The organism is Comamonas thiooxydans, assembly GCF_002157685.2.
GTDB lineage: Bacteria > Pseudomonadota > Gammaproteobacteria > Burkholderiales > Burkholderiaceae_C > Comamonas > Comamonas testosteroni_H.
Genome location: NZ_AP026738.1, coordinates 1,331,028 through 1,351,195 on the forward strand (window position 1 = coordinate 1,331,028; position 20,168 = coordinate 1,351,195).

17 protein-coding genes are annotated in these 20,168 nt (G+C 63.0%); 13 read left to right on the top strand and 4 right to left on the bottom strand.

Annotated elements, in window-relative coordinates:
* The first annotated feature begins 14 nt into the window (after window positions 1-14).
* Window positions 15-2,405, top strand: coding sequence for a DNA topoisomerase IV subunit A (gene parC, locus CTR2_RS06065; RefSeq protein ID WP_087084708.1), 2,391 nt, complete (start codon window positions 15-17; stop codon window positions 2,403-2,405).
* 128 nt (window positions 2,406-2,533) lie between these two features.
* On the opposite strand, the gene pdxY is transcribed toward parC, so the two are convergent.
* Window positions 2,534-3,427, bottom strand: a complete 894-nt coding sequence (gene pdxY / locus CTR2_RS06070) for a pyridoxal kinase PdxY (RefSeq protein WP_087085219.1) — start codon at window positions 3,425-3,427, stop codon at window positions 2,534-2,536.
* Window positions 3,428-3,589: 162 nt separating this feature from the next.
* The gene (locus CTR2_RS06075) at window positions 3,590-4,048 is read right to left on the bottom strand and encodes a RidA family protein (RefSeq protein WP_003064600.1); all 459 of its coding nucleotides are present in this window, start codon (window positions 4,046-4,048) and stop codon (window positions 3,590-3,592) included.
* Between the two features lie 208 nt (window positions 4,049-4,256).
* Between CTR2_RS06075 and CTR2_RS06080 the strand changes: the two genes are divergently transcribed.
* The 4 genes from CTR2_RS06080 (at window position 4,257) to CTR2_RS06095 (ending at window position 9,466) form a co-directional block, all read left to right on the top strand.
* A complete protein-coding gene (locus tag CTR2_RS06080; RefSeq protein WP_087084707.1) occupies window positions 4,257-6,746 on the top strand; it encodes a DNA internalization-related competence protein ComEC/Rec2 in 2,490 nt (829 codons plus the stop codon).
* A 163-nt stretch (window positions 6,747-6,909) separates the two neighbouring features.
* On the top strand, window positions 6,910-8,370 hold the full coding sequence (locus CTR2_RS06085) for a circularly permuted type 2 ATP-grasp protein (RefSeq protein WP_087084706.1): 1,461 nt from the start codon (window positions 6,910-6,912) through the stop codon (window positions 8,368-8,370).
* Window positions 8,370-8,516, top strand: coding sequence for an alpha-E domain-containing protein (locus tag CTR2_RS06090; protein ID WP_003070632.1), 147 nt, complete (start codon window positions 8,370-8,372; stop codon window positions 8,514-8,516). The genes CTR2_RS06085 and CTR2_RS06090 overlap by 1 nt, the downstream gene beginning before the upstream one ends.
* Window positions 8,510-9,466, top strand: a complete 957-nt coding sequence (locus tag CTR2_RS06095) for an alpha-E domain-containing protein (RefSeq protein WP_003057653.1) — start codon at window positions 8,510-8,512, stop codon at window positions 9,464-9,466. The genes CTR2_RS06090 and CTR2_RS06095 overlap by 7 nt, the downstream gene beginning before the upstream one ends.
* A gap of 32 nt (window positions 9,467-9,498) precedes the next feature.
* Here the strand turns inward: CTR2_RS06095 and bfr are convergent, their stop codons facing one another.
* On the bottom strand, window positions 9,499-9,975 hold the full coding sequence (gene bfr / locus CTR2_RS06100; RefSeq protein WP_003070634.1) for a bacterioferritin: 477 nt from the start codon (window positions 9,973-9,975) through the stop codon (window positions 9,499-9,501).
* 393 nt (window positions 9,976-10,368) lie between these two features.
* On the opposite strand from bfr, the gene ahpC reads away from it, so the two are divergent.
* The 8 genes from ahpC (at window position 10,369) to CTR2_RS06140 (ending at window position 19,676) form a co-directional block, all read left to right on the top strand.
* Window positions 10,369-10,944: an alkyl hydroperoxide reductase subunit C gene (gene ahpC / locus CTR2_RS06105; protein WP_087084705.1), complete on the top strand. Its 576-nt coding sequence runs from the start codon at window positions 10,369-10,371 to the stop codon at window positions 10,942-10,944.
* 175 nt (window positions 10,945-11,119) lie between these two features.
* Window positions 11,120-12,676: an alkyl hydroperoxide reductase subunit F gene (gene ahpF / locus CTR2_RS06110; RefSeq protein WP_087084704.1), complete on the top strand. Its 1,557-nt coding sequence runs from the start codon at window positions 11,120-11,122 to the stop codon at window positions 12,674-12,676.
* A gap of 339 nt (window positions 12,677-13,015) precedes the next feature.
* Window positions 13,016-15,280 carry a TonB-dependent hemoglobin/transferrin/lactoferrin family receptor gene (locus CTR2_RS06115; RefSeq protein ID WP_087084703.1) on the top strand — a complete coding sequence of 755 codons (2,265 nt, stop codon included), beginning with the start codon at window positions 13,016-13,018 and terminating at the stop codon, window positions 15,278-15,280.
* A gap of 71 nt (window positions 15,281-15,351) precedes the next feature.
* Entirely contained in the window at window positions 15,352-15,741 is a 390-nt protein-coding gene (locus CTR2_RS06120) for a hypothetical protein (protein WP_149354759.1), read from the top strand.
* A complete protein-coding gene (locus CTR2_RS06125; protein ID WP_087084702.1) occupies window positions 15,738-16,850 on the top strand; it encodes a hemin-degrading factor in 1,113 nt (370 codons plus the stop codon). Before CTR2_RS06120 ends, CTR2_RS06125 begins: the two co-directional genes overlap by 4 nt.
* Complete coding sequence (locus CTR2_RS06130; protein WP_087084701.1) at window positions 16,847-17,722, top strand: heme/hemin ABC transporter substrate-binding protein; 876 nt, start codon at window positions 16,847-16,849, stop codon at window positions 17,720-17,722. Before CTR2_RS06125 ends, CTR2_RS06130 begins: the two co-directional genes overlap by 4 nt.
* Window positions 17,723-17,736: 14 nt before the next feature.
* The gene (locus tag CTR2_RS06135) at window positions 17,737-18,846 is read left to right on the top strand and encodes a FecCD family ABC transporter permease (protein WP_087085218.1); all 1,110 of its coding nucleotides are present in this window, start codon (window positions 17,737-17,739) and stop codon (window positions 18,844-18,846) included.
* A complete protein-coding gene (locus tag CTR2_RS06140) occupies window positions 18,843-19,676 on the top strand; it encodes a heme ABC transporter ATP-binding protein (protein ID WP_087084700.1) in 834 nt (277 codons plus the stop codon). Before CTR2_RS06135 ends, CTR2_RS06140 begins: the two co-directional genes overlap by 4 nt.
* A 78-nt stretch (window positions 19,677-19,754) precedes the next feature.
* On the opposite strand, the gene CTR2_RS06145 is transcribed toward CTR2_RS06140, so the two are convergent.
* On the bottom strand, window positions 19,755-20,027 hold the full coding sequence (locus CTR2_RS06145; protein ID WP_087084699.1) for a DUF2798 domain-containing protein: 273 nt from the start codon (window positions 20,025-20,027) through the stop codon (window positions 19,755-19,757).
* Window positions 20,028-20,168 lie beyond the last annotated feature (141 nt).

Sequence of the window (20,168 nt, forward strand, 5' to 3'; positions counted from 1 at the left end):
ATCACAAAGAATTCATGAGCGATCAAACCACACAGGATTTGTCTCAACAAGCCGCTGGCGATGCACTGGACCTGGGGCAATACGCACAGCGCGCCTATCTCGAATACGCTTTATCGGTGGTCAAGGGCCGTGCCCTGCCGGATGTCAGCGATGGCCTCAAGCCCGTGCAGCGCCGCATTCTCTATGCCATGGACCGCATGGGTCTGGGCTATAGCGGCCCGAATGGCAATACGGCGGCCAAGCCGGTCAAGAGCGCCCGTGTCGTCGGCGACGTGCTGGGCCGCTTTCACCCGCACGGCGACCAGTCGGCCTACGACGCACTGGTGCGCATGGCGCAGGACTTCAATCAGCGCTACCCGCTGGTCGACGGCCAGGGCAACTTCGGCAGCCGCGATGGCGACGGCGCTGCGGCCATGCGTTACACCGAAGCGCGTCTGTCCAAGATCACCGGCCTGCTGCTCGACGAAATCGATATGGGCACGGTGGACTTTGTGCCCAACTACGACGGCAGCACCCAGGAGCCCAAGCAGCTTCCGGCCCGCCTGCCGTTCTCGCTGCTCAATGGTGCCAGCGGCATTGCCGTGGGTCTGGCAACGGAAATCCCCAGCCACAATCTGCCCGAGGTGGCCGCGGCCTGCGTGGCCCTGATCAAGAAGCCGCAGCTGCCCGAGGAAGAGCTGCTGGCGCTGATTCCAGGCCCCGACTATCCGGGCGGCGGCCAGATCATTTCGTCCAGCAGCGATATCGCCGATGCCTATCGCACGGGCCGCGGCAGTCTCAAGGTGCGTGCGCGCTGGAAGATCGAAGAGCTGGCTCGCGGCCAGTGGCAGCTGGTGGTGACCGAGCTGCCGCCCGGCGTGTCGGCCCAGAAGGTGCTCGAAGAGATCGAGGAGATCACCAATCCCAAGGTCAAGACCGGCAAGAAGGCGCTGAGCCAGGAGCAGACCCAGCTCAAGGCCAGCATGCTGGCGGTGCTGGACTGCGTGCGCGACGAGTCGAGCAAGGATGCGCCGGTGCGCATCGTGTTCGAACCCAAGACCGGCAAGATTCCGCAGTCGGAGCTGATCACGGCGCTGCTGGCCCACACCAGCCTGGAGTCGTCGAGCTCGATCAACCTGACCAGCATCGGCCTCGATGGCCGCCCGGTGCAGAAGTCGCTGCGCCAGATGCTGGAGGAGTGGATTGCCTTCCGCTTCCAGACCGTGACGCGACGCAGCCGGCACCGGCTGGAGAAGGTGCTGGATCGCATCCACATCCTCGAAGGCCGTCAGGCCGTGCTGCTCAATATCGACAAGGTCATTGCCATCATCCGCGCCAGCGATGAACCCAAGCAGGCCCTGATCGACGCCTTCAATCTCTCCGAGCGTCAGGCCGAGGACATTCTTGAAATCCGTCTGCGCCAATTGGCGCGCCTGGAGGCCATCAAGATCGAGCAGGAGCTCAAGGAGCTGCGCAGCGAGCAGGGCAAGCTCGAGGACATCCTGGGCAGTGAGGCGACCATGCGCCGCCTGATCTGCAAGGAAATCGAGGCCGATGCCAAGACCTTCGGCGATGCCCGTCGCACGCTGATCCACGAGGAGAAAAAGGTGGTGGCCGAGGTCAAGGTGGTGGATGAACCCACGACCGTGATCATTTCCGAAAAGGGCTGGGTGCGCACGCGTCAAGGCCATGGCGTGGATGCGGGCACGCTGAGCTTCAAGGCCGGCGACAGTCTGTATGGCACGTTCGAGTGCCGCACGGTCGATCAGTTGCTGGCCTTTGGCAGCAACGGCCGGGTCTATTCGGTGCCGGTATCGGCCCTGCCGGGCGGACGCGGCGACGGCCAGCCCGTGACGACGATGATCGAACTCGAAGCCGGTACCCAGCTGCTGTACTACTTTGCCGGCAGCGAAAGCACGCAGCTGCTGCTCTCCGGCTCGGGCGCCTATGGCTTCACCGCGAGCGTGGGCGATATGGTCTCGCGCCAGAAGGCCGGCAAGGCCTTTGTCACGCTGGGCGAGGGCGAGACCCTGTGCGCACCTTCGGTGGTGCATGGAGTGCCCATGAATGCGCGTGCCGAATATGTGGAAGGCGGCGAGCAGGGGGCCGGTTTGCTGAACCCCGCCAGCCATGTGATCTGCGCCTCGGTGGGCGGCCGCATTCTGACCTTCGAGATCGCCGAGCTCAAGGCCATGCCCAAGGGCGGGCGCGGCCTGATGCTGATCAGCCTGGAAGACAAGGATCAGCTGGCCGGCGCGGCCGCCTATACGCGCAGCATCCGCCTGGATGGCGTGGGACGCGGCGGCAAGGCACGTACCGAGACGCTGGAGATCCGCAGCCTCAACAATGCCCGCGGCAACCGTGGCCGCAAGGGCAAGGCTGCCGACCTGGGCTTCAAGCCCCAGGCGGTGACGCGCGTGGAATAAGATTCAGCGCGACAGTCCAAAAGCCGTGCATTGCACGGCTTTTTCTTTGATGTAAGGGATGCTGCCATGCACCTCGCCAGTGCAAGGCCGATGGCAAGGTCTCAATTGGGTGCGTGGCCTGATGCTGTTTATGAAGTCATCAGTCTGGCTTCAAACATCTGAGAGGGCTGATTGATCTGTTCGCGGCTGGCGACCAGGGGCAGGTCGCGCTGCCCCGATTCGGTGCGGGAGACCAGGGCATACAAGGTGCTCACGGCCCTGGACACGGCATCGGCCACGGCGCGCCCTTGAATCAGATGGCCCAGCAGCACGGCCGAGAACACATCGCCCATGCCGTTGGGCAGGGGGTGCAGGTCGATATAGGGCGTCTGTACCAGCCAGGACTTGTCGGCAGTCACGGCCAGTGTGGCCAGCTGGTCGGATGGCAGATCGTCGGTGCGCAGGCTGGTGATGACGATCATGGCTGACGGGCTGTGATGCAGCTGCGTCAGCATGGCTCGGGCCGCCTGGGTGGCCGCTTCCATGGTGGTCAGCGGCTGGCCGCCGCACAGCAGCTCGAACTCGTAATGGTTGGGCGTGATGACGCTGGCCTGGGACAGCGCGCGCTTGCGCAGAAAGTCCGGGATGCCGGGGCGCACAAACACGCCGCGCCCCACATCGCCCATGACCGGGTCGCACAGATAGTGGGCCCCGGGCTGGGCGGCGCGCACTTCCTGCACGGCGGCCAGAATGGCTTCGCCCACGCCGGCATCGCCCAGATAGCCCGAGAGCACGGCCGTGCAGCGCGCCAGCACGCCGCGGGCGCGCAGGCCGTCCAGCACATCCTGTACATGGGCGGGCGTGAAGACCTGGCCCTTGAACTCGCCGTAGCCGGTGTGGTTGGAGAACTGCACCGTATGCACGGCCACGGGCTCTATGCCCAGCAGTTGCAGCGGCAGCATGGCGGCGTCGTTGCCCACATGGCCGTAGGCGACATGGGATTGAATGCTGAGAACCAGTGGGGGTGCCTGCGTGCTGGGCATGGGGCTCTTTCGTGAGTGGTCGGGATGCTTGCGGCAAGCATCGCGCTGCAAAGATAAAGTGAGCTGCTTGCGCTTGTCAGTCAATCAATTCAGATGGTTTTTTATCTGAAGTCTATGAATAACAAGCGGTGCCAGCTCACTTTATGTGTGTGAGCAGGGGTCTTAGCCCAGCTCGGCCATCAGCTCGATTTCCACGCAGCAGCCCAGGGGAATCTGGGCAACGCCGAAGGCGCTGCGGGCGTGCTTGCCGGCTTCGCCGAAGACTTCGCCCAGCAGTTCGCTGCAGCCGTTGGTGACCAGATGCTGCTCGGTATAGCTGGTGCTGGAGTTGACCAGGCTCATGACCTTGACGATGCGCTTCACACGATTCAGATCGCCGCCGCAGGCATGCTGCAGCGTGCCCATCAGATCCACGGCCACGGCGCGGGCTGCCTGCTTGCCTTCTTCGGTCGTCATGTTCTCGCCCAGCTTGCCGACCCAGGGCTGGCCGTTCTGCTTGGCGATATGGCCGCTGAGGAACACCAGATTGCCGGTCTGCATATAGGGCAGGTAGGCGGCTGCAGGCATGGCCACTTCGGGCAGGGTGATGTTCAGGGCTTTGAGTTTTTCATAGACGCTCATGACGGCTCCAAAAAGTGCGAGGCTAAGGATCGACAAGTTTGACACAGCAGCGGGCCCGGGCATTGATCGCCTTGGCACAGCGGCCATAGCTTTTGAATTGATAGCTGCTCGCACAATGAGAGCAAGTGTTTGATGCCGTTTTGGTGTCAGAGACAGGGCAGGGATAGTCGCAATGCTGGGCCTGGTCGCTCCCTCCTAGCATGGCAGCATGCCGCTCCATCAGACTCCAAACTCTCAGCGTCACCACCTGTCGTGGCTGGCGCCGCTCTGGGGTTGTGTGCTGGGCGCTGCATGGCAGGTGACCCAGGCCAGGCTGTGGCATCTGTCGCTCTACCAGATCTTGCTGGCTTGGGGTTTGCTGACACTGCTGTTTGCATGCAGATGGCGTGGCAGGTCCTGGCAGAGCTGGTGGCTGATGCTGTTGGGTGCTGCCTGCTGTGTGGCGGGGGGGACGGGTTGGCGTGCACATGTGTATCTGATGCAGACCCTGCCACAGGCGCTGGAGGCGGTGGACTTGCAGGTGGAAGGCCGGATTGTCTCCATGCTGCAGAACCAGGCCAACGGCCAGCGCTGGCGTTTTGTGGTCGATAGTCCGGATGCAGGCGTGCCAAGGCTGCTGGAGCTGTCCTGGTATGGCCCGTTCGGACAGGTGCCGGATGCCAGCCGGCCTCTCGTGCCTGACTGGGCCAAAGGCTTGGCGCTGAGTCCCGGCCAGCGTTGGCGTTTCACGGTACGCATCAAGCGCCCGCATGGCTCGCGCAATCCGCACGGCTTTGACTATGAGTTGCTGGCCTGGGAGCAAGGAGTGCAGGCCACGGGCTATGTGCGCAAGCAACCCGCGCCCGAACTGCTGGCCGTGACAAACCAATATCCGCTGCAGCGCTGGCGACAGGGCTTGCGCGATCGCATTCAGGGCGAGGCATTGCGCTTGCAGCGCTGGTTGCCAGGTGACGGTGCAGAGCATGCTCAGACCGCTCTGGGCGTGGCGGCTGCGCTGGCCGTGGGCGACCAGCAGGCGATTGACCGCAAGGACTGGACCCTGTTCCGTCAGACAGGTGTGGCGCATCTGATGAGCATATCGGGCCTGCATATAACCATGTTTGCCTGGCTGGCAGCCTTGGTCTTGGGCCGTGTATGGAGGCTTAGTGCGCGCGCATGTCGTTGGATGCCTGCCCCGCGCGCGGCCCTGGTCATGGGCGTGTTATTGGCGGCGGCTTATGCCTTGTTCAGCGGTTGGGGCCTGCCTGCGCAGCGCACGATCTGCATGCTGGCCGTAGTGGCGCTGCTTCAATGGCTGGGCGTGCGCTGGCCCTGGGCCTGTGTATGGCTGCTGGCACTGGCGGTGATTGTTGTGGCCGACCCCTGGGCGTTGTGGCAGGCCGGGTTCTGGCTCAGTTTCGTCGCAGTCGGCGTGTTGCTGGCTTCGGGCTCGGGCGCTGCCGAAGCGAAGGGCAAAAGCGCTGCGGGCCGATGGATGGCAAAGCTGCATGCCTTGTGGCGTGAACAATGGCTGATCTCGCTGGCCCTGGCGCCACTGGGACTGCTGCTGTTCGGCCAGGTGTCCGTCGTGGGCCTGCTGGCCAATCTGCTGGCGATTCCCTGGGTGACCCTGGTGGTCACACCGCTGGCCTTGCTGGCCGCCGTGCTGCCCATGGCGGCAAGCGCTGCCGCCGTCGCCATGCTGCCCTTGATGCAGCTGTTGCAGTGGCTGGCCCGGTTGCCCGGGGCGGTCTGGGTTCTGCCGCAGCCCGCCTGGTGGGCCAGCGTGCTGGCGATAGCTGCCGGACTGCTGGTGATCGCGCCCTTGCCGGGTCGGCTGCGGCTGGTGGCCGCCCTGTTGGCACTGCCTGCCTTGTTCTGGCCTCAGGCGCGGCCGCGTGTCGGCGAGTTTGAGCTGCTGGCGGCGGATATCGGCCAGGGCAATGCCGTCATCGTCAGCACCGCCAGCCACCGTCTGCTCTATGACGCCGGGCCGCAGTACAGCCGCCAGAGCGATGCCGGTGAGCGTGTGCTCCTGCCGCTGATGGCCGCGCAAGGCATGCAGATTGATGCCATGATGCTCAGTCACAGCGACCAGGATCACACCGGCGGGGCTCTGGCCGTCAAGGCGGCTCAGCCTCGCGCGCAAGTCTGGGGCTCGGACTCGGTGATTCAAGCCCCGCAACTGGCGGGCCTGGCTCCGGTTCAGCGCTGTACACAGGGGCAGCACTGGCAATGGGATGGTGTGACGTTTGAAGTGCTGCACCCGCCTGTCGGAGATGCCTGGCTCAACGGTCGCAAGGCCAAGCCGAACTTTGGCAGTTGCGTGTTGCGCTTGCGCTCGGCCAGCGGCCGGGTGGCCCTGCTGGCCGGAGATATCGAGGCAGCGCAGGAGCAGCAACTGCTGCAAACCAGTCTGGACGAGCCTGTGGACTGGCTGCTGGTGCCCCACCATGGCAGCAAGACTTCATCGACCGAGACCTGGGTCAGTACGCTGCGCCCGCGCCGGGCGGTGGTGCAGGCGGGCTATCTGAATCGCTTCGGACACCCGGTGGCAGCCGTGGTGCAGCGCTATCGGGCGGTGGGCAGCCAGTTGGTGACTCAGGATCGCTGCGGCGCGGCCTACTGGAGTTCTGACCAGCCGGAAAAATTGGACTGCGAGCGCCTGATTCGGGCGCATTATTGGGATGTTCATGCCGTCTCCAAGGGCCTGCCCTGAGAAACTGGCATGGGGCTTGCATTGATGCTGTACCGCCGTTTCAGGCGGAAGGCAGACATGCAGGGTGGCTCGCGCCTTGCCAGGCAGCTGGCCTGGCAAGGCGTCGCTAAACTGAAACCCGCGGCTTGCATGCGCGAGTCGCGGCAGAAATAGGGAGGACAGGATGCGCACATTCGATGAGATGTATCTGAACTCGCCCGCCGAAGGTGCAGCGGTGCGAGACCACTATCGGGACTATGCGCAGTGGCTGGGCAAGCAATCGCAGGACTATCTGCGTGCCCGCAGTGCCGAGGCGGAAATCGTGTTCCGCCGCGTGGGCATCACCTTTGCCGTCTATGGCGACAAGGACGAGAGCGGTGCCGGTACGGAGCGCCTGATTCCGTTCGATCTGATCCCGCGCATCATTCCGGCCCATGAGTGGGCCAGCATGCAGGCCGGTCTGGCCCAGCGCGTGAAGGCGCTCAACTGCTTCATCCGCGATGCCTATCACGGCCAGGACATGGTGCGCGCCGGCCTGATTCCGACGGAGCTGGTGAGCGGCAACAGCCAGTACCGGCCCGAGATGGAAGGCATACAGGTGCCCAACGATGTCTATGCCAATATTGCCGGCATCGACATCGTGCGCGCCCCCGATGAGCAGGGCAACGGCATCTACTACGTGCTGGAGGACAATCTGCGCGTGCCATCGGGTGTTTCCTACATGCTGGAGAACCGTCGCATGACCATGCGCCTGTTCCCCGAGCTGTTCGGCAAGCACGCCGTGGCGCCCGTGGCCCACTATCCCGACATGCTGCTCGACACCCTGCGAGCCAGCGCGCCCTCGGGCGTGCTGGAGCCGACGGTGGTGGTGCTGACGCCGGGCATGTACAACAGCGCCTATTTCGAGCATGCCTTCCTGGCCCAGCAGATGGGGGTGGAGCTGGTCGAGGGGCAGGATCTGGTGGTCGAGAAAGACGTGGTCTACATGCGCACCACCCAGGGCCTGCACCGCGTGGATGTGATCTACCGCCGCGTGGATGACGATTTTCTCGACCCCGAAGTCTTTCGGTCCACATCGACGCTGGGCTGCAAGGGCCTGATGCGCGCCTACCGAGCAGGCAACGTCAATATCTGCAATGCCGTGGGCACGGGCCTGGCCGACGACAAATCGGTGTATCCCTATGTGCCGGAGATGATCCGCTTCTATCTGGGGGAGGAGCCCATCCTGCAGAACGTCCCGACCTGGCTGTGCCGAAAGGAGGACGACCTCAAATACGTGCTTGACCACCTGCATGAGCTGGTCGTCAAGGAGGTGCACGGTGCCGGCGGTTACGGCATGCTGATCGGGCCGGCCGCGACCAAGGCCGAGATCGAGGCCTTCCGCCGCGTGCTGGTCGGCAACCCTTCGGGTTATATCGCGCAGCCCACGCTCTCCCTGTCCACCTGCCCGACCATGGTGGAAAAAGGCATAGCGCCGCGCCATATCGACCTGCGGCCCTTTGTGCTCACGGGCACCGAGGTCAATATGGTGGCCGGTGGACTGACGCGTGTGGCGCTCAAGCAGGGCTCGCTGGTGGTGAATTCATCTCAGGGCGGGGGAACCAAGGACACCTGGGTGCTGGAAGGTCAAGAGGGAGGCCATTGATGCTGTCACGTACCGCCGATCATTTGTACTGGATGTCCCGCTACACCGAGCGGGCGGAAAAAAATGCGGCAAGCATTTTTTCACCAGAATACGGCGCACGCGTTCAGCGCGTGCGGGGTTCTCTGCCCAAGGAGGGCCTATGCTGAGTCGTACCGCCGATCATCTTTACTGGATGTCCCGCTACACCGAGCGGGCAGAGAACACCGCGCGCATGCTCAGCGTGGCCTATGAAACCGCCATGCTGCCGCAGGCCATTCATGATGCGCACCGTGGCTGGCAGAGCGTGCTGTCCATCAGCGAGCTGATACCGGCCTTCAAGGCGCAGTTTCCCGTGGTGGATCGCGAGTCGGTGCTGCAGTTCATGGTGTCGGACGAGGCCAATCCGTCCTCCATCTTTGCCTGTCTGAAGGCTGCACGCGAGAACGCGCGTGCCGTGCGCGGTGCGCTGACCACGGAGTCCTGGGAAACGCAGAATCAGACCTGGCTGGCGCTGCAGCGTCACTTCGGCAAGGATGCCTGGAAAAAGGATCCGGCGCAGTTCTTCGAATGGGTCAAATACCGCTCGCACCTGTGGCGTGGCGTGTCGCTGGGCACCATGCTCAAGGACGAGGCGCTGCACTTTGTGCGCCTGGGCACTTTTGTCGAGCGGGCCGACAACACGGCGCGTTTGCTGGATGTGAAGTTCCATTCCATAGAGCGCGACTACCACGGCATGCCGCGCGGTCGCGCCCTGATGAACTTCGACTTCTATCACTGGAGCGCCTTGCTGCGCAGCGTCTCGGCCTTCGAGGTCTACCGCAAGGTCTACCGCGATGTGATCACGCCCGAACGCGTGGCCGAGCTGCTGATGCTGCGCGCCGACATGCCGCGCTCGTTGCTGGCCAGCATGCATGAGGTGGTCAAGAACCTGGAGCGCGTGGCCAACGACCATTCGCAGGAAACCACGCGCAAGGCCGGGCGCCTGCTGGCCGATCTGCAGTACGGTCGCATCGACGAGATTCTGACCACCGGCCTGCACGCCTATCTGACGCAGTTTCTCGACCGCGTCAACGATCTGGGCTCCGGCATCAGCCGGGACTTCCTGATGCCGACCTGAGGCCGCTTTTGTCTTTCAGCGTGAAGCCGGAATTATTCGATCTCGCCCATCAGGGACTGCAGATAGTTCTGCGTGCCGACCTTGTCGATCAGGTCGAGCTGGGTTTCGAGGAAATCGATGTGCTCTTCGGTGTCGTCCAGAATCTTCTGCAGCAGATCGCGTGAAACATAGTCGCGCACGGATTCGCAGTGTGCGATGCCGTCCTTGATGGTCTGCTGCGCCGCTTGCTCCAGGCGCAGGTCGCAGGCCAGGGCTTCCGGCACGTCCTCGCCGATCTGCAGCTTGCCCAGGTCCTGCAGATTGGGCAGGCCGTCAAGCATGAAGATACGGTCCATCAGCACGTCGGCATGCTTCATCTCGCCGATGGATTCCTCGTATTCCTTCTTGGCAAGCTTGTCGAAGCCCCAGTGCTTGTACATGCGGTAATGCAGAAAGTACTGGTTGATGGCGGTCAGTTCGTTCTTGAGCTGGGCTTGCAGCCAGGAAATGACTTGTGCATCACCTTTCATGGGGGACTCCTTCTCGGGCAGTTGTTGTTCGCGTCGATTGTCCATGCTTTATGAGGCAAATCAAACAAAGCCCATGCCCGCGCGAATTGGCTGCATCTGATGCGCGTTCTCGTTTAGCTTACGTATTGCCGGACGGACTTCGCTCGCTAGGTTTGACTCAGTAATGACAACAAAAGCTATGAGCGTGATTGAAGGACTATTGGCTTGAACTGCCTGGTTTCGGCCCACAATAGAAAGCTGGGCTGCACAGCGGTGCGGCTTGACTTCAGAAGCCGGGAATCTGGTTTGATAGGTTTTGTAAATCAATTTGATGAAATCAATCGATTGGTTTTATTAAGCGGACCGCTCTAAACTTCATCCTGTCTTCAAACACTAACCACAAGGAAACAGCAAATGTCTCTGATCAACACTCAAGTTCAACCTTTCAAGACCGAAGCCTACGTGAACCGCAACGGCAAGGGTGAATTCATCACCGTGACTGAAGAGAGCCTGAAGGGCAAGTGGTCTGTGGTGATCTTCATGCCCGCCGCCTTCACCTTCAACTGCCCTACCGAAATCGAAGACGCAGCCAACAACTACGCCGAGTTCCAGAAGGCCGGTGCCGAGGTCTACATCGTGACCACCGACACCCACTTCTCGCACAAGGTGTGGCACGAAACCTCCGACGCAGTGGGCAAGGCCAAGTTCCCCCTGGTTGGCGACCCCACACACCAGTTGACCAACGCTTTCGGCGTGCACATTCCCGAAGAAGGTCTGGCTCTGCGCGGTACCTTCGTGATCAACCCCGATGGCGTGATCAAGACCATGGAAGTGCATTCCAACGAAATCGCTCGTGACGTGTCCGAAACCCTGCGCAAGCTCAAGGCTGCCCAGTTCACCGCCGCCAACCCTGGCCAGGTGTGCCCCGCCAAGTGGAAGGAAGGCGCCAGCACGATCACTCCTTCGCTGGATCTGGTCGGCAAGATCTAAGCCTGATACCTATCGGCTGAGCGTGCATGCGCTCTGAAAGCCGGACGACGTTCAGGCGAGTGCTGCCTGTCCGTCCGGCTTTTTTTCGCCCAGTTTTTGCTTTCATGGGCGGGCAAAGGCCTCAAAAGCACTTTGCTGCATTGCATCAACAACTCTAAATTCAAAGGAATCCACCATGCTTGACGATCAACTCAAAGCCCAACTCGCCGCCTACCTGGAACGCGTGCAGCAGCCGTTTGAGCTGGTGGCTTCTCTGGATGACAGCGAGACCAGTGCACAGATGCACGATCTGCTGAAAACCATCCAGTCCCTGCGCAGCGACAAGATTTCGCTGCGCACCGATGGCGGCGATGCCCGCAAGCCTTCGTTCACGCTGCAGCGCCAGGGCACGGCCACCCAGCTGCGCTTTGCCGGTCTGCCCCTGGGCCATGAATTCACCTCGCTGGTGCTGGCCCTGCTGTGGACGGGCGGCCATCCTCCCAAGGTGGAGCAGGACGTGATCGACCAGATCAAGGCACTGGACGGCGACTTCAACTTCGAGGTCTATATGAGCCTGAGCTGCCACAACTGCCCCGATGTGGTTCAGGCACTGTCGCTGATGGCCATTCTCAACCCCAAGGTCAAGACCACGGTGATCGAAGGCGGAGCCTTCCAGAAGGAAGTGACCGAGCGCGAAATCATGGCCGTGCCCATGGTGTTCATGAACGGCAGCGTGTTCGGCTCCGGCCGCATGACCATCGAAGAAATCGTGGCCAAGCTGGACACCGGTGCAGCCTCGCGTGACGCAGCCAAGCTGTCGGCCAAGGAAGCCTTCGACGTGCTGATCATCGGCGGTGGCCCTGCCGGCGCGGCAGCCGCCGTGTACGCGGCTCGCAAGGGCATTCGCACCGGCGTGGCGGCCGAGCGCTTTGGCGGTCAGGTCAACGATACGCTGGCGATCGAGAACTACATCTCCGTGCTGGAAACCGACGGACCCAAGTTCGCTGCGGCCCTGGAAGCTCACACCCGTGCCTATGACGTGGACATCATGAACCTGCAGCGTGCCGAGAAGCTGATTCCCGCTGCGCAGCCCGGTGGCCTGGTAGAAGTGCAAATGGCCAATGGCGGCTCGCTCAAGGCCAAGACCGTGATCCTGTCCACCGGTGCGCGCTGGCGCAATGTGAACGTGCCTGGCGAGGCCGAGTACAAGAACAAGGGCGTGGCCTATTGCCCGCATTGCGACGGTCCGCTGTTCAAGGGTAAGCGCGTGTCGGTGATCGGCGGTGGCAACTCCGGCATCGAAGCTGCGATTGACCTGGCGGGTCTGGTGGCGCATGTGACGGTGGTGGAATTTGCCGATCAGCTCAAGGCCGATGCCGTGCTGGTCAAGAAGCTGCACAGCCTGCCCAATGTGACCGTCATCACCAACGCCCAGACCACCGAGATCACGGGTGCCAACGGCAAGGTCAACGGTCTGAGCTACAAGGACAGGGCAACGGGTGCCGAGCACCATGTGGAGCTCGAAGGTGTGTTTGTGCAGATCGGCCTGGTGCCGAACACCGAATGGCTCAAGGGCACGCTGGAGCTGAGCAAGTTCGGCGAAATCATTGTGGATGCCAAGGGGCAGACCAATCTGCCCGGGGTGTTCGCCGCCGGCGACTGCACCACGGTGCCTTACAAGCAGATCGTGATCGCAGCCGGCGCCGGCGCTACCGCAGCGCTGTCGGCCTTCGATCATCTGATTCGCAACTAAACGGCCTTCATCGCTTGCAAGGTAAGCGATGATGGCTATCAAAAAAGGACTGCCTAGGCAGTCCTTTTTGCTTTTGAACGGGCGCCGGGGTCGTCAGGGACTGCGGCGTTCAAAGCACCGGATTTGGGGACATCGCAGCCTTGCGTCGGGGCGCAATTCCCGTTTTGTAACGAAGTTATTTGCAGTTGAGAATTATTCGCATATACTGAGCGCCATTCAGCCAGCCAATGCCGTGCCAGCTACAGGCCGCGAAGCCTCTGACGTTTCGACCTGTGGCCATTGACGTACCTATCAGAAGCCAGCTCTTGTCCATTTCTATGAATAAAGAGGGTTTCTGGTATGGCTTACGCCACCGCTTTGCACGCCCGCGCCTCGCTGGCGCCACGCTCCAATCTCCGTCCGCTGGCGCTGGCCTGCGCACTGGCTTGCGCCGCTATTTCGGCCCAGGCTCAGCAGCAATCCTCCGAATCCGTCCAGGTCGCGGCGGCCCGTGCCGACCGCAGCACGCCCGTGCTGCGCGATGTGGTCATCAGTGCCTCGCGCGACGAGCAGGACGCCGACAGCCTGCCCATGACGGTGGACGTCATCGATGCCAAGCAGATGGAGGAGGAGCAGATCGGCGACATCCGCGAGCTGGCCGCCAAGCTGCCCAATGTGACCGTGCCGCGCAGTCCGGCGCGTTTCACACTGGCCGGCTCACCCACGGGGCGTGACCAGAACAGCGGCTTCAATATCCGTGGCCTTGAAGGCAACCGCGTGCTGATGCTGGTCGATGGCGTGCGCCTGCCGCGCAGCTATACCTTCAGCGCCAACTCCTTTGGCCGCGACTATCTGGATCTGGGTCTGGTGCAACGCGTGGAGATTCTGCGCGGCGCAGTGCCTGCGCTCTATGGCTCGGACGGCATGGGTGGCCTGGTCAACTTCATCACCGTACAGCCCGATGATCTGCTCAAGGACGGCAAGAGCATCGGCGGCCGTGTCTCGGCCAGCTATGACGGCGCGGACAATGGCAAGCGCGTGGGTGCCACGATTGCAGGGCGCGCCAGCCAGGAATGGAGCTGGCTGGTGTCTGCTGGCATAGGCCGTTCCAGCGCGCTGGAAAGCATGGGCAGCAACAATGTGGTGGGTGCGTTGCGCACCACGCCCAACCCCGAAAAGGACAAGAGCCATTCGCTGCTGGGTCGTCTGGTCTATACGCCGTCTGCCGTGCAAAAGCATGTGTTCACGCTGGAAAACGTGGACAAGCGCGCGGACTACGATTTGCTCAGCGCACGCACGGCCACGGTGACGGATTCGCGGGCGCAAACCACCATGAAGCGCTGGCGCGCCAGCTGGCAAGGTGAGTGGCGTGAGCTGAATACGACACTGGCTGATGAAATCAAGCTGATGGCCAGCTACCAGAGTTCGGACTCGCGCGAGTTCGTGACCGAAACCCGCACCCCGCCTCTGGCCTATCGCGAGCGCGATGTGACCTATGACGAGGACGCGCTGCAGCTGCACGCCCAGGCCGGCAAGACGTTGCGCTGGAGCAATGGCCTCAGCGGCAAGTTCAGCTACGGCGTCGACTATCTGCGCGGCAAGGTGGTCAACGAGCAGAACGGCATTACGCCACCTGCCGGTGAGAGCTTTCCGCTCAAGCGCTTCCCCGACACCACGGAAACCTCGACGGCGCTGTTTGCCCAGGCCGAGCTGCACTATGGTGCTTTCAGCCTGACGCCCGGATTGCGGGCCGAGCACTACAGCATCAAGCCCAAGCAGCAAGGGTTTGGTGGCACAGCGGTCAGCAATTCGGACTCTGCTGTTTCCCCCAAGCTGGGTGCCATGTTCCAGATGAATGATGCCTGGTCGGTTTACGGCAACTATGCCGCCGGTTTCAGAGCACCGAATGCAGGGCAGATCAATGCCTTCTTCGAGAACCCGTTCATGTTCTACAAGAGCATTCCCAACCCCGACCTCAAGCCTGAGAAGAGCAATACCTTCGAAGTGGGTCTGCGCGGCCGCATGAATGCGCTGCGTCTGGATGCGGCAGCCTTTACGGGGCGCTACAAGGACTTCATCCAGGATCAGGTGCAGGTTGCGGGCGAATACGGCGATCGCAACAACCCCGCGACGTTCCAGTCCGTCAATCTGAACCGTGTGCATATCAGCGGTTTCGAACTCAAGGCCGACTATGACTGGGGCCGGTTTGCGGGCGGCAACTGGCGCACCAATGCCGCCTATGGCTACACCAAGGGTACGGACAAGAGCACCAACAAGCCGGTGGACACCATCTCGCCGCAGCAACTGGTGCTGGGCGTGCGCTATGACAGATCCACCGTTGGCGTGCAGCTCAGCGCCTCGCACTGGGCAGGCAAAAAAGACAAGGATGCGCCTGATCTTTCCTCCGGCCGCCCCTTGCTCAGCCCGTCCGCGACGGTGCTGGATTTGAGCGCGCAATGGCGTATCCGTCCAGGCACGCGTCTGAATGTGGGTATCTACAACCTGACCGACAAAAAGTATTCGCGCTGGGCGGATGTGCGTGGCTTGAGCCGCACGACGCAGATTGCCGATGCCTATACCCAGCCAGGCCGCAATGTGCGCGTGTCCCTGGTTCAGGACTTCTGATTTTGTAGCTGATAGCGCTTGATGAATAAGCGCTGGACGCCTTTTTTGCTCAAGAACTGCGGGAGTGTGCCATGTCTGTTTTCGAGAACGCCGCCAATGCCCAGAGTGCCTCTGGCAGCCGCGATGAGGAATATCTGCTGACCGAGGGCGAAGCCCAGCTGGCCACGGTGCTGGCGTTGATGACCGGTTTCAGCCAGGGCTGCTGTGCGGCGCATCGTGCGCCCATGGCCCAGCGCGTATCGGACCAACTGGTGCGCATGACCGAAGGCCTGGACGGCAGCGAGCGCTCCGACGATATGCGTCACTTTCTGCAGCGGCTGGGACAGCGCTGGGCCACCGTGGCCCAGGTGCTGGCTCAGTCCGAATCTGGCGCTCAAGCCCAGGCTTCGGCCCCCCCTTCCAACGACGAATTTTCCAACCCACAACCACACTGGCATCACAGCCCGGAGACCCTGCAATGAACGCCATCACATCCCCCGAAATCCAGACCATGACCGCAGTGCAGATTCGTGAGCAATTTGCGCAAAAGCGCGAGCAAGGCCTGCGTGCCAAGGATGCGGCCGAGGCGCTGCAACTGAGCGAAGGCGCGGTCATCGCCGCCCATGGCGGTGAGCATGAACGCACGCTCAAGGCTTTGCCGCTGCGCGCCGAATGGCTGGACATCCTCAAGGCCCTGGAGGCCTGCGGCCCGGTGATGGCGCTGACGCGCAACGAATCCACCGTGCATGAAAAAGACGGCATCTACCAGAACGTATCGGCCCAGGGCCCGGTCGGTCTGGCGCTGAGCCGCGAGATCGATCTGCGCCTGTTCTTCATGCACTGGCATGCCGGTTTTGCCGTGACCGAGGAGTCCGCCAACGGCAATCGCCCCGCCATGCGCAGCCTGCAGTTCTATGACGCCGCCGGCCGTGCCGTGCACAAGGTGTTTGCACGCGAGGCCACGGACATGGCGGCCTGGAATGTGCTGGTCGAGCGCTTTGCCGAGCCCTCCGCAGGCTATGTGTTCCGCGAGCCCGCGGCCAAGCCCGCGATCAAGGCCGACGCCGAGATCGACTTGCCCGCGCTGACCCAGGCCTGGACCGATATGAAGGACACGCATGAGTTCTTCGAAATGCTGCGCAGGTTCGGTGCCGAGCGCCAGCAGGCCTTCCGTCTGGTGCCTCAGTACTGCGAGCGCCTGAGCACCGATGCGGTGGCACAGCTGCTGGGCGATGCGGCGGTGGACGGTGTCTCCATCATGGTGTTTGTGGGCAGCAGCGGCTGCATCCAGATCCACACCGGTCCCGTGAGCAATATCCAGCCCATGGACGGCAAGGATGGCGTGCGCTGGATCAATGTGCTGGACAAGGGCTTCAACCTGCATCTGCGCACCGACCTGATCGCCGATGTCTGGGTGGTGCGCAAACCCACCAGCGATGGCGTGGTGACTTCGGTCGAGGCCTTTGATGCCCAAGGCAACAACATGGCCATGTTCTTCGGCGAACGCAAGCCCGGTCAGCCCGAGCTGCAAGGCTGGCGCGATCTGGTGGCCGCCCTGCCGCGCAAGACTGCTGTGGCGGAGGCCGTATGAGCACGGCCAGCATTTCCCGGCGCCAGGGTCTGCAATGGCTGGGCGCGGCCGTGGCGGGCACGGCCCTGGCACAGACCGCCGCTGCCGCGCCCGGAGCGAAACGGCTGGTGTCGCTCAGCGGCGCACTGACCGAGGTGGTCTATCTGCTCAATGCCCAGAACCTGCTGGTGGGCACCGACACCACCAGCCTGTTTCCCGAAGCGGCGCAAAAGACCGCCAAGGTCGGCTATGTGCGCCAGCTCTCGGCCGAAGGCCTGCTCTCGCTCAAGCCCGATGCGGTGATCGCAACCAGCGAGGCCGGGCCTCCCGTGGTGCTCGATCAGATCCGTCAGGCAGGCGTACGCGTATCGCTGGTTGCGGCCAGGCACAACTGGGCCGAGGTGCAGGAAAAGGTCAAGGTCGTGGGCCGCGAAACCGGCCGCATGGCCGAAGCCGACCAGCTGCTGGCCCAGCTAGAAGCGCAGTGGAGCAGCGTGCAGGCCCAGGTGGCCAAGGCCCAGCGCAAGCCGCGCGTGCTGTTTGTGCTCTCGCACAGCGGCAGTCCGCAAGTGGCGGGCAAGGGCACGGCAGCCAATGCGCTGATCCAGTACGCAGGTTGTGTCAATGTCATCGACCAGTTCGACGGCTACAAGCCCTTGACTGCCGAAGCCATGGCCAGCGCAGCGCCCGAGGTCATCATCAACACCACGCAGGGCATTGAAGCACTGGGTGGCGAGGCCGCGTTCTGGAAGCGGCCCGAGCTGGCACTGACGCCCGCCTATGCCAAGAAGGCACTGGTGACACTGGAAGCCAGCCATTTGCTGGGCTTTGGTCCGCGTCTGCCCAGCGCTGTGCAGGCGCTGCATATGCGCGCTCTGCAGTGGGTGGCCTGAGCATGAGCGCAAGCATGGGGAGCGTGGCGCCAAAGCCAGCAGTCGAGCTGCCCGTCGCATCACGTTGGCGCACTCCTGCTGGGCGGCTCAGCCGCAGCGCAGCCCTGCTGCTGGGTGCGGTTCTGGTGTTGCTGGCCATGGTCTGGGGCGCGGCCAGCGGTGCCTATGCGATTGCGCCTGCGCAATTGCCCGGCATCGTCTGGGACGGCATTCGCAGCCTTTGGGGTGGAGATGTGCAAACCGGCCCCGAGCATCTGGTCTTTCTCAATATCCGCCTGCCGCGCCTGCTCATGGGTGTGGCGGCCGGCGCGGGACTGGGGCTGGCAGGCGCATTGATGCAGGGGCTGTTTCGCAATCCGCTGGCCGACCCCGGGCTGATCGGTGTGAGCAGCGGCGCGGCCCTGGCCGCCGGCGTCACCATCGTGCTGGGCGGACTCTATCTGCCCTGGCTGCCGCGTCATCTGGGCAGCTGGGCCTTGGTGGCCATGGCTTTTGGCGGTGGTCTGGCCGTGACCGTCGTGGTCTATGTGCTGGGTCAGGTCCAGGGTACGACCCGCATCGGCCTGATGCTGCTGGCCGGCATTGCCATCAATGCGCTGGCCGGTGCCGGACTGGGCTTTCTGAGTTTTGTGTCCACGGACGAGCAGCTGCGAAATCTGCAGATGTGGCTGCTGGGCAGCCTGGGCGCCTCGCGCTGGAGCGCGGTGGCCCTGGTGTCGGCGGCCGTGGCCGTCAGCACGATGGCGGCGCTGGCGCTGGCCAGGCCGCTGAATGCGATTGCCCTGGGCGAAGCCCAGGCCAATCTGCTGGGCGTGGCCGTCGAGAAAACCAAGCGCCGCGCCGTGATGGTGGCAGCGCTGGCCGTGGGTGCCGTGACCGCGACCACCGGCATCATCGGCTTCATCGGTCTGGTCGCGCCGCACTGGGTGCGGCTGATTGCCGGTCCCGATCATCGCGTGGTGCTGCCGGGATCGGCCCTGCTGGGGGCGGCGCTGGTGGTTAGCGCCGATGCCGTGGCGCGCACCATCGTCAAGCCGGCCGAGCTGCCGCTGGGTGTGCTCACCGCGTTTATCGGTGTGCCGCTGTTTCTGGCCATGCTGCGCCAGTTCAGGAGCAAGGTATGAGTGCGCACCACAGGCTGTCCAGCCTCGAATGCCGCAATCTGGGCGTCGGTGTGGCCAAGGGGCCGCGCCTGGCGACGGTGGATGTGCGGATTCTGGCCGGGCGCTTTACCGCCATCCTCGGCCCCAACGGCGCCGGCAAGTCCACGCTGATGTCCATGCTGGTGGGCGAGCGCGCGCCGCAGTCGGGGCAGGTTCTACTCGACGGGCTGGAGCTGTCCGGGCATGCGATGGAGGGCCTGGCACGTAGGCGCTCCGTCATGCCCCAGGATTGCAGCGTGGCCTTTGACTTCACGGCCCAGGAGGTGGTGGAGCTGGGGCGCTACCCCCATCGTCACCAGCCCGGCTCCGGGGAGGCGCAGATTCCGGCGCAGGCCATGGCGCTGACCGGGGTCGACCATCTGGCGCAGCGCAGCATCAACACGCTGTCGGGCGGAGAGCGGGCGCGCACCCATCTGGCCAGGGCACTGGCGCAGATCTGGTCAGATGGTGGCATGCCCGCCGACGGCGCGGCGCGCTGGCTGCTGCTGGACGAGCCGACCGCTGCTCTCGACCTGGCCCATCAGCACCATGCCATGCGCCTGCTGCGTCAGTGGGCTGCTCAGCAGGGCGCAGGGGTGGTGGCGGTGATTCACGATCTGAATCTGGCTTTGCGCTATGCCGACGATGTGCTGGTGCTGGGCGGTGATGCCGGAGTGCACCACGGTGCGGTGCTGGATGTGTTGCAGCCTGCGCTGGTGCGCCAGGTCTGGGGCATGCAGTGCGATCCGGTGCGCGGCAGCGACGGCACGCTGCAATATATTTTTGTAGCAGATGCCGCTCTAACTGCTTGAAATTTCAGTAGATTGAATCGAATTCTGAAGCCAGTCAGGCGCAGGCTGCTTCAGATTCAATAGCTCATGACATGGCGTTCAATGTGTATGCACGGTCAGCGCAACCAGCTTGAGCACCAGCGGCCTGACCATCATCACGCAGAAGAACGCCACCGGCATGGCCAGCGCATAGGCACTGAACACGCGACGGACGTAGCCGGTATCAAAGCCGGTATTGGCCGCCACGATGGTGCAGCACATCAGAAACGCCATGATGCCGGCCATGAAAAAGGCAAAGACAAATGGCGTGTAACGCCGGTGCAGCTTGAGCGTCGAAAGTCTGGATGGGGAAGAACTGGTAGAAGAATTCATGAAAGCGATGTCGGAAAAGCATTGCGCGTTGTCGCGGCGGGATTAGGGGCTGCCAGCGGTTCGGGCCGAATGCCTGGATGGAAAACAGGGCTGAACTGTAAGCATCACAGGCTCTCTGCGGTAGAGGCCCGGGACTTGTTG

Excerpts from the sequence above, each read along its gene's own strand:
- CTR2_RS06130 (WP_087084701.1), top strand. The coding sequence starts at position 16,847 with ATGAGCACGGCCAGCATTTCCCGGCGCCAGGGTCTGCAATGGCTGGGC.
- ahpF (WP_087084704.1), top strand. The coding sequence starts at position 11,120 with ATGCTTGACGATCAACTCAAAGCCCAACTCGCCGCCTACCTGGAACGC.
- CTR2_RS06145 (WP_087084699.1), bottom strand. The coding sequence starts at position 20,027 with ATGAATTCTTCTACCAGTTCTTCCCCATCCAGACTTTCGACGCTCAAG.
- CTR2_RS06135 (WP_087085218.1), top strand. The coding sequence starts at position 17,737 with ATGGGGAGCGTGGCGCCAAAGCCAGCAGTCGAGCTGCCCGTCGCATCA.
- CTR2_RS06080 (WP_087084707.1), top strand. The coding sequence starts at position 4,257 with ATGCCGCTCCATCAGACTCCAAACTCTCAGCGTCACCACCTGTCGTGG.
- pdxY (WP_087085219.1), bottom strand. The coding sequence starts at position 3,427 with ATGCCCAGCACGCAGGCACCCCCACTGGTTCTCAGCATTCAATCCCAT.
- CTR2_RS06115 (WP_087084703.1), top strand. The coding sequence starts at position 13,016 with ATGGCTTACGCCACCGCTTTGCACGCCCGCGCCTCGCTGGCGCCACGC.
- CTR2_RS06090 (WP_003070632.1), top strand. The coding sequence starts at position 8,370 with ATGCTGTCACGTACCGCCGATCATTTGTACTGGATGTCCCGCTACACC.
- CTR2_RS06075 (WP_003064600.1), bottom strand. The coding sequence starts at position 4,048 with ATGAGCGTCTATGAAAAACTCAAAGCCCTGAACATCACCCTGCCCGAA.
- CTR2_RS06095 (WP_003057653.1), top strand. The coding sequence starts at position 8,510 with ATGCTGAGTCGTACCGCCGATCATCTTTACTGGATGTCCCGCTACACC.
- bfr (WP_003070634.1), bottom strand. The coding sequence starts at position 9,975 with ATGAAAGGTGATGCACAAGTCATTTCCTGGCTGCAAGCCCAGCTCAAG.
- CTR2_RS06120 (WP_149354759.1), top strand. The coding sequence starts at position 15,352 with ATGTCTGTTTTCGAGAACGCCGCCAATGCCCAGAGTGCCTCTGGCAGC.
- CTR2_RS06085 (WP_087084706.1), top strand. The coding sequence starts at position 6,910 with ATGCGCACATTCGATGAGATGTATCTGAACTCGCCCGCCGAAGGTGCA.
- CTR2_RS06125 (WP_087084702.1), top strand. The coding sequence starts at position 15,738 with ATGAACGCCATCACATCCCCCGAAATCCAGACCATGACCGCAGTGCAG.
- CTR2_RS06140 (WP_087084700.1), top strand. The coding sequence starts at position 18,843 with ATGAGTGCGCACCACAGGCTGTCCAGCCTCGAATGCCGCAATCTGGGC.
- ahpC (WP_087084705.1), top strand. The coding sequence starts at position 10,369 with ATGTCTCTGATCAACACTCAAGTTCAACCTTTCAAGACCGAAGCCTAC.
- parC (WP_087084708.1), top strand. The coding sequence starts at position 15 with ATGAGCGATCAAACCACACAGGATTTGTCTCAACAAGCCGCTGGCGAT.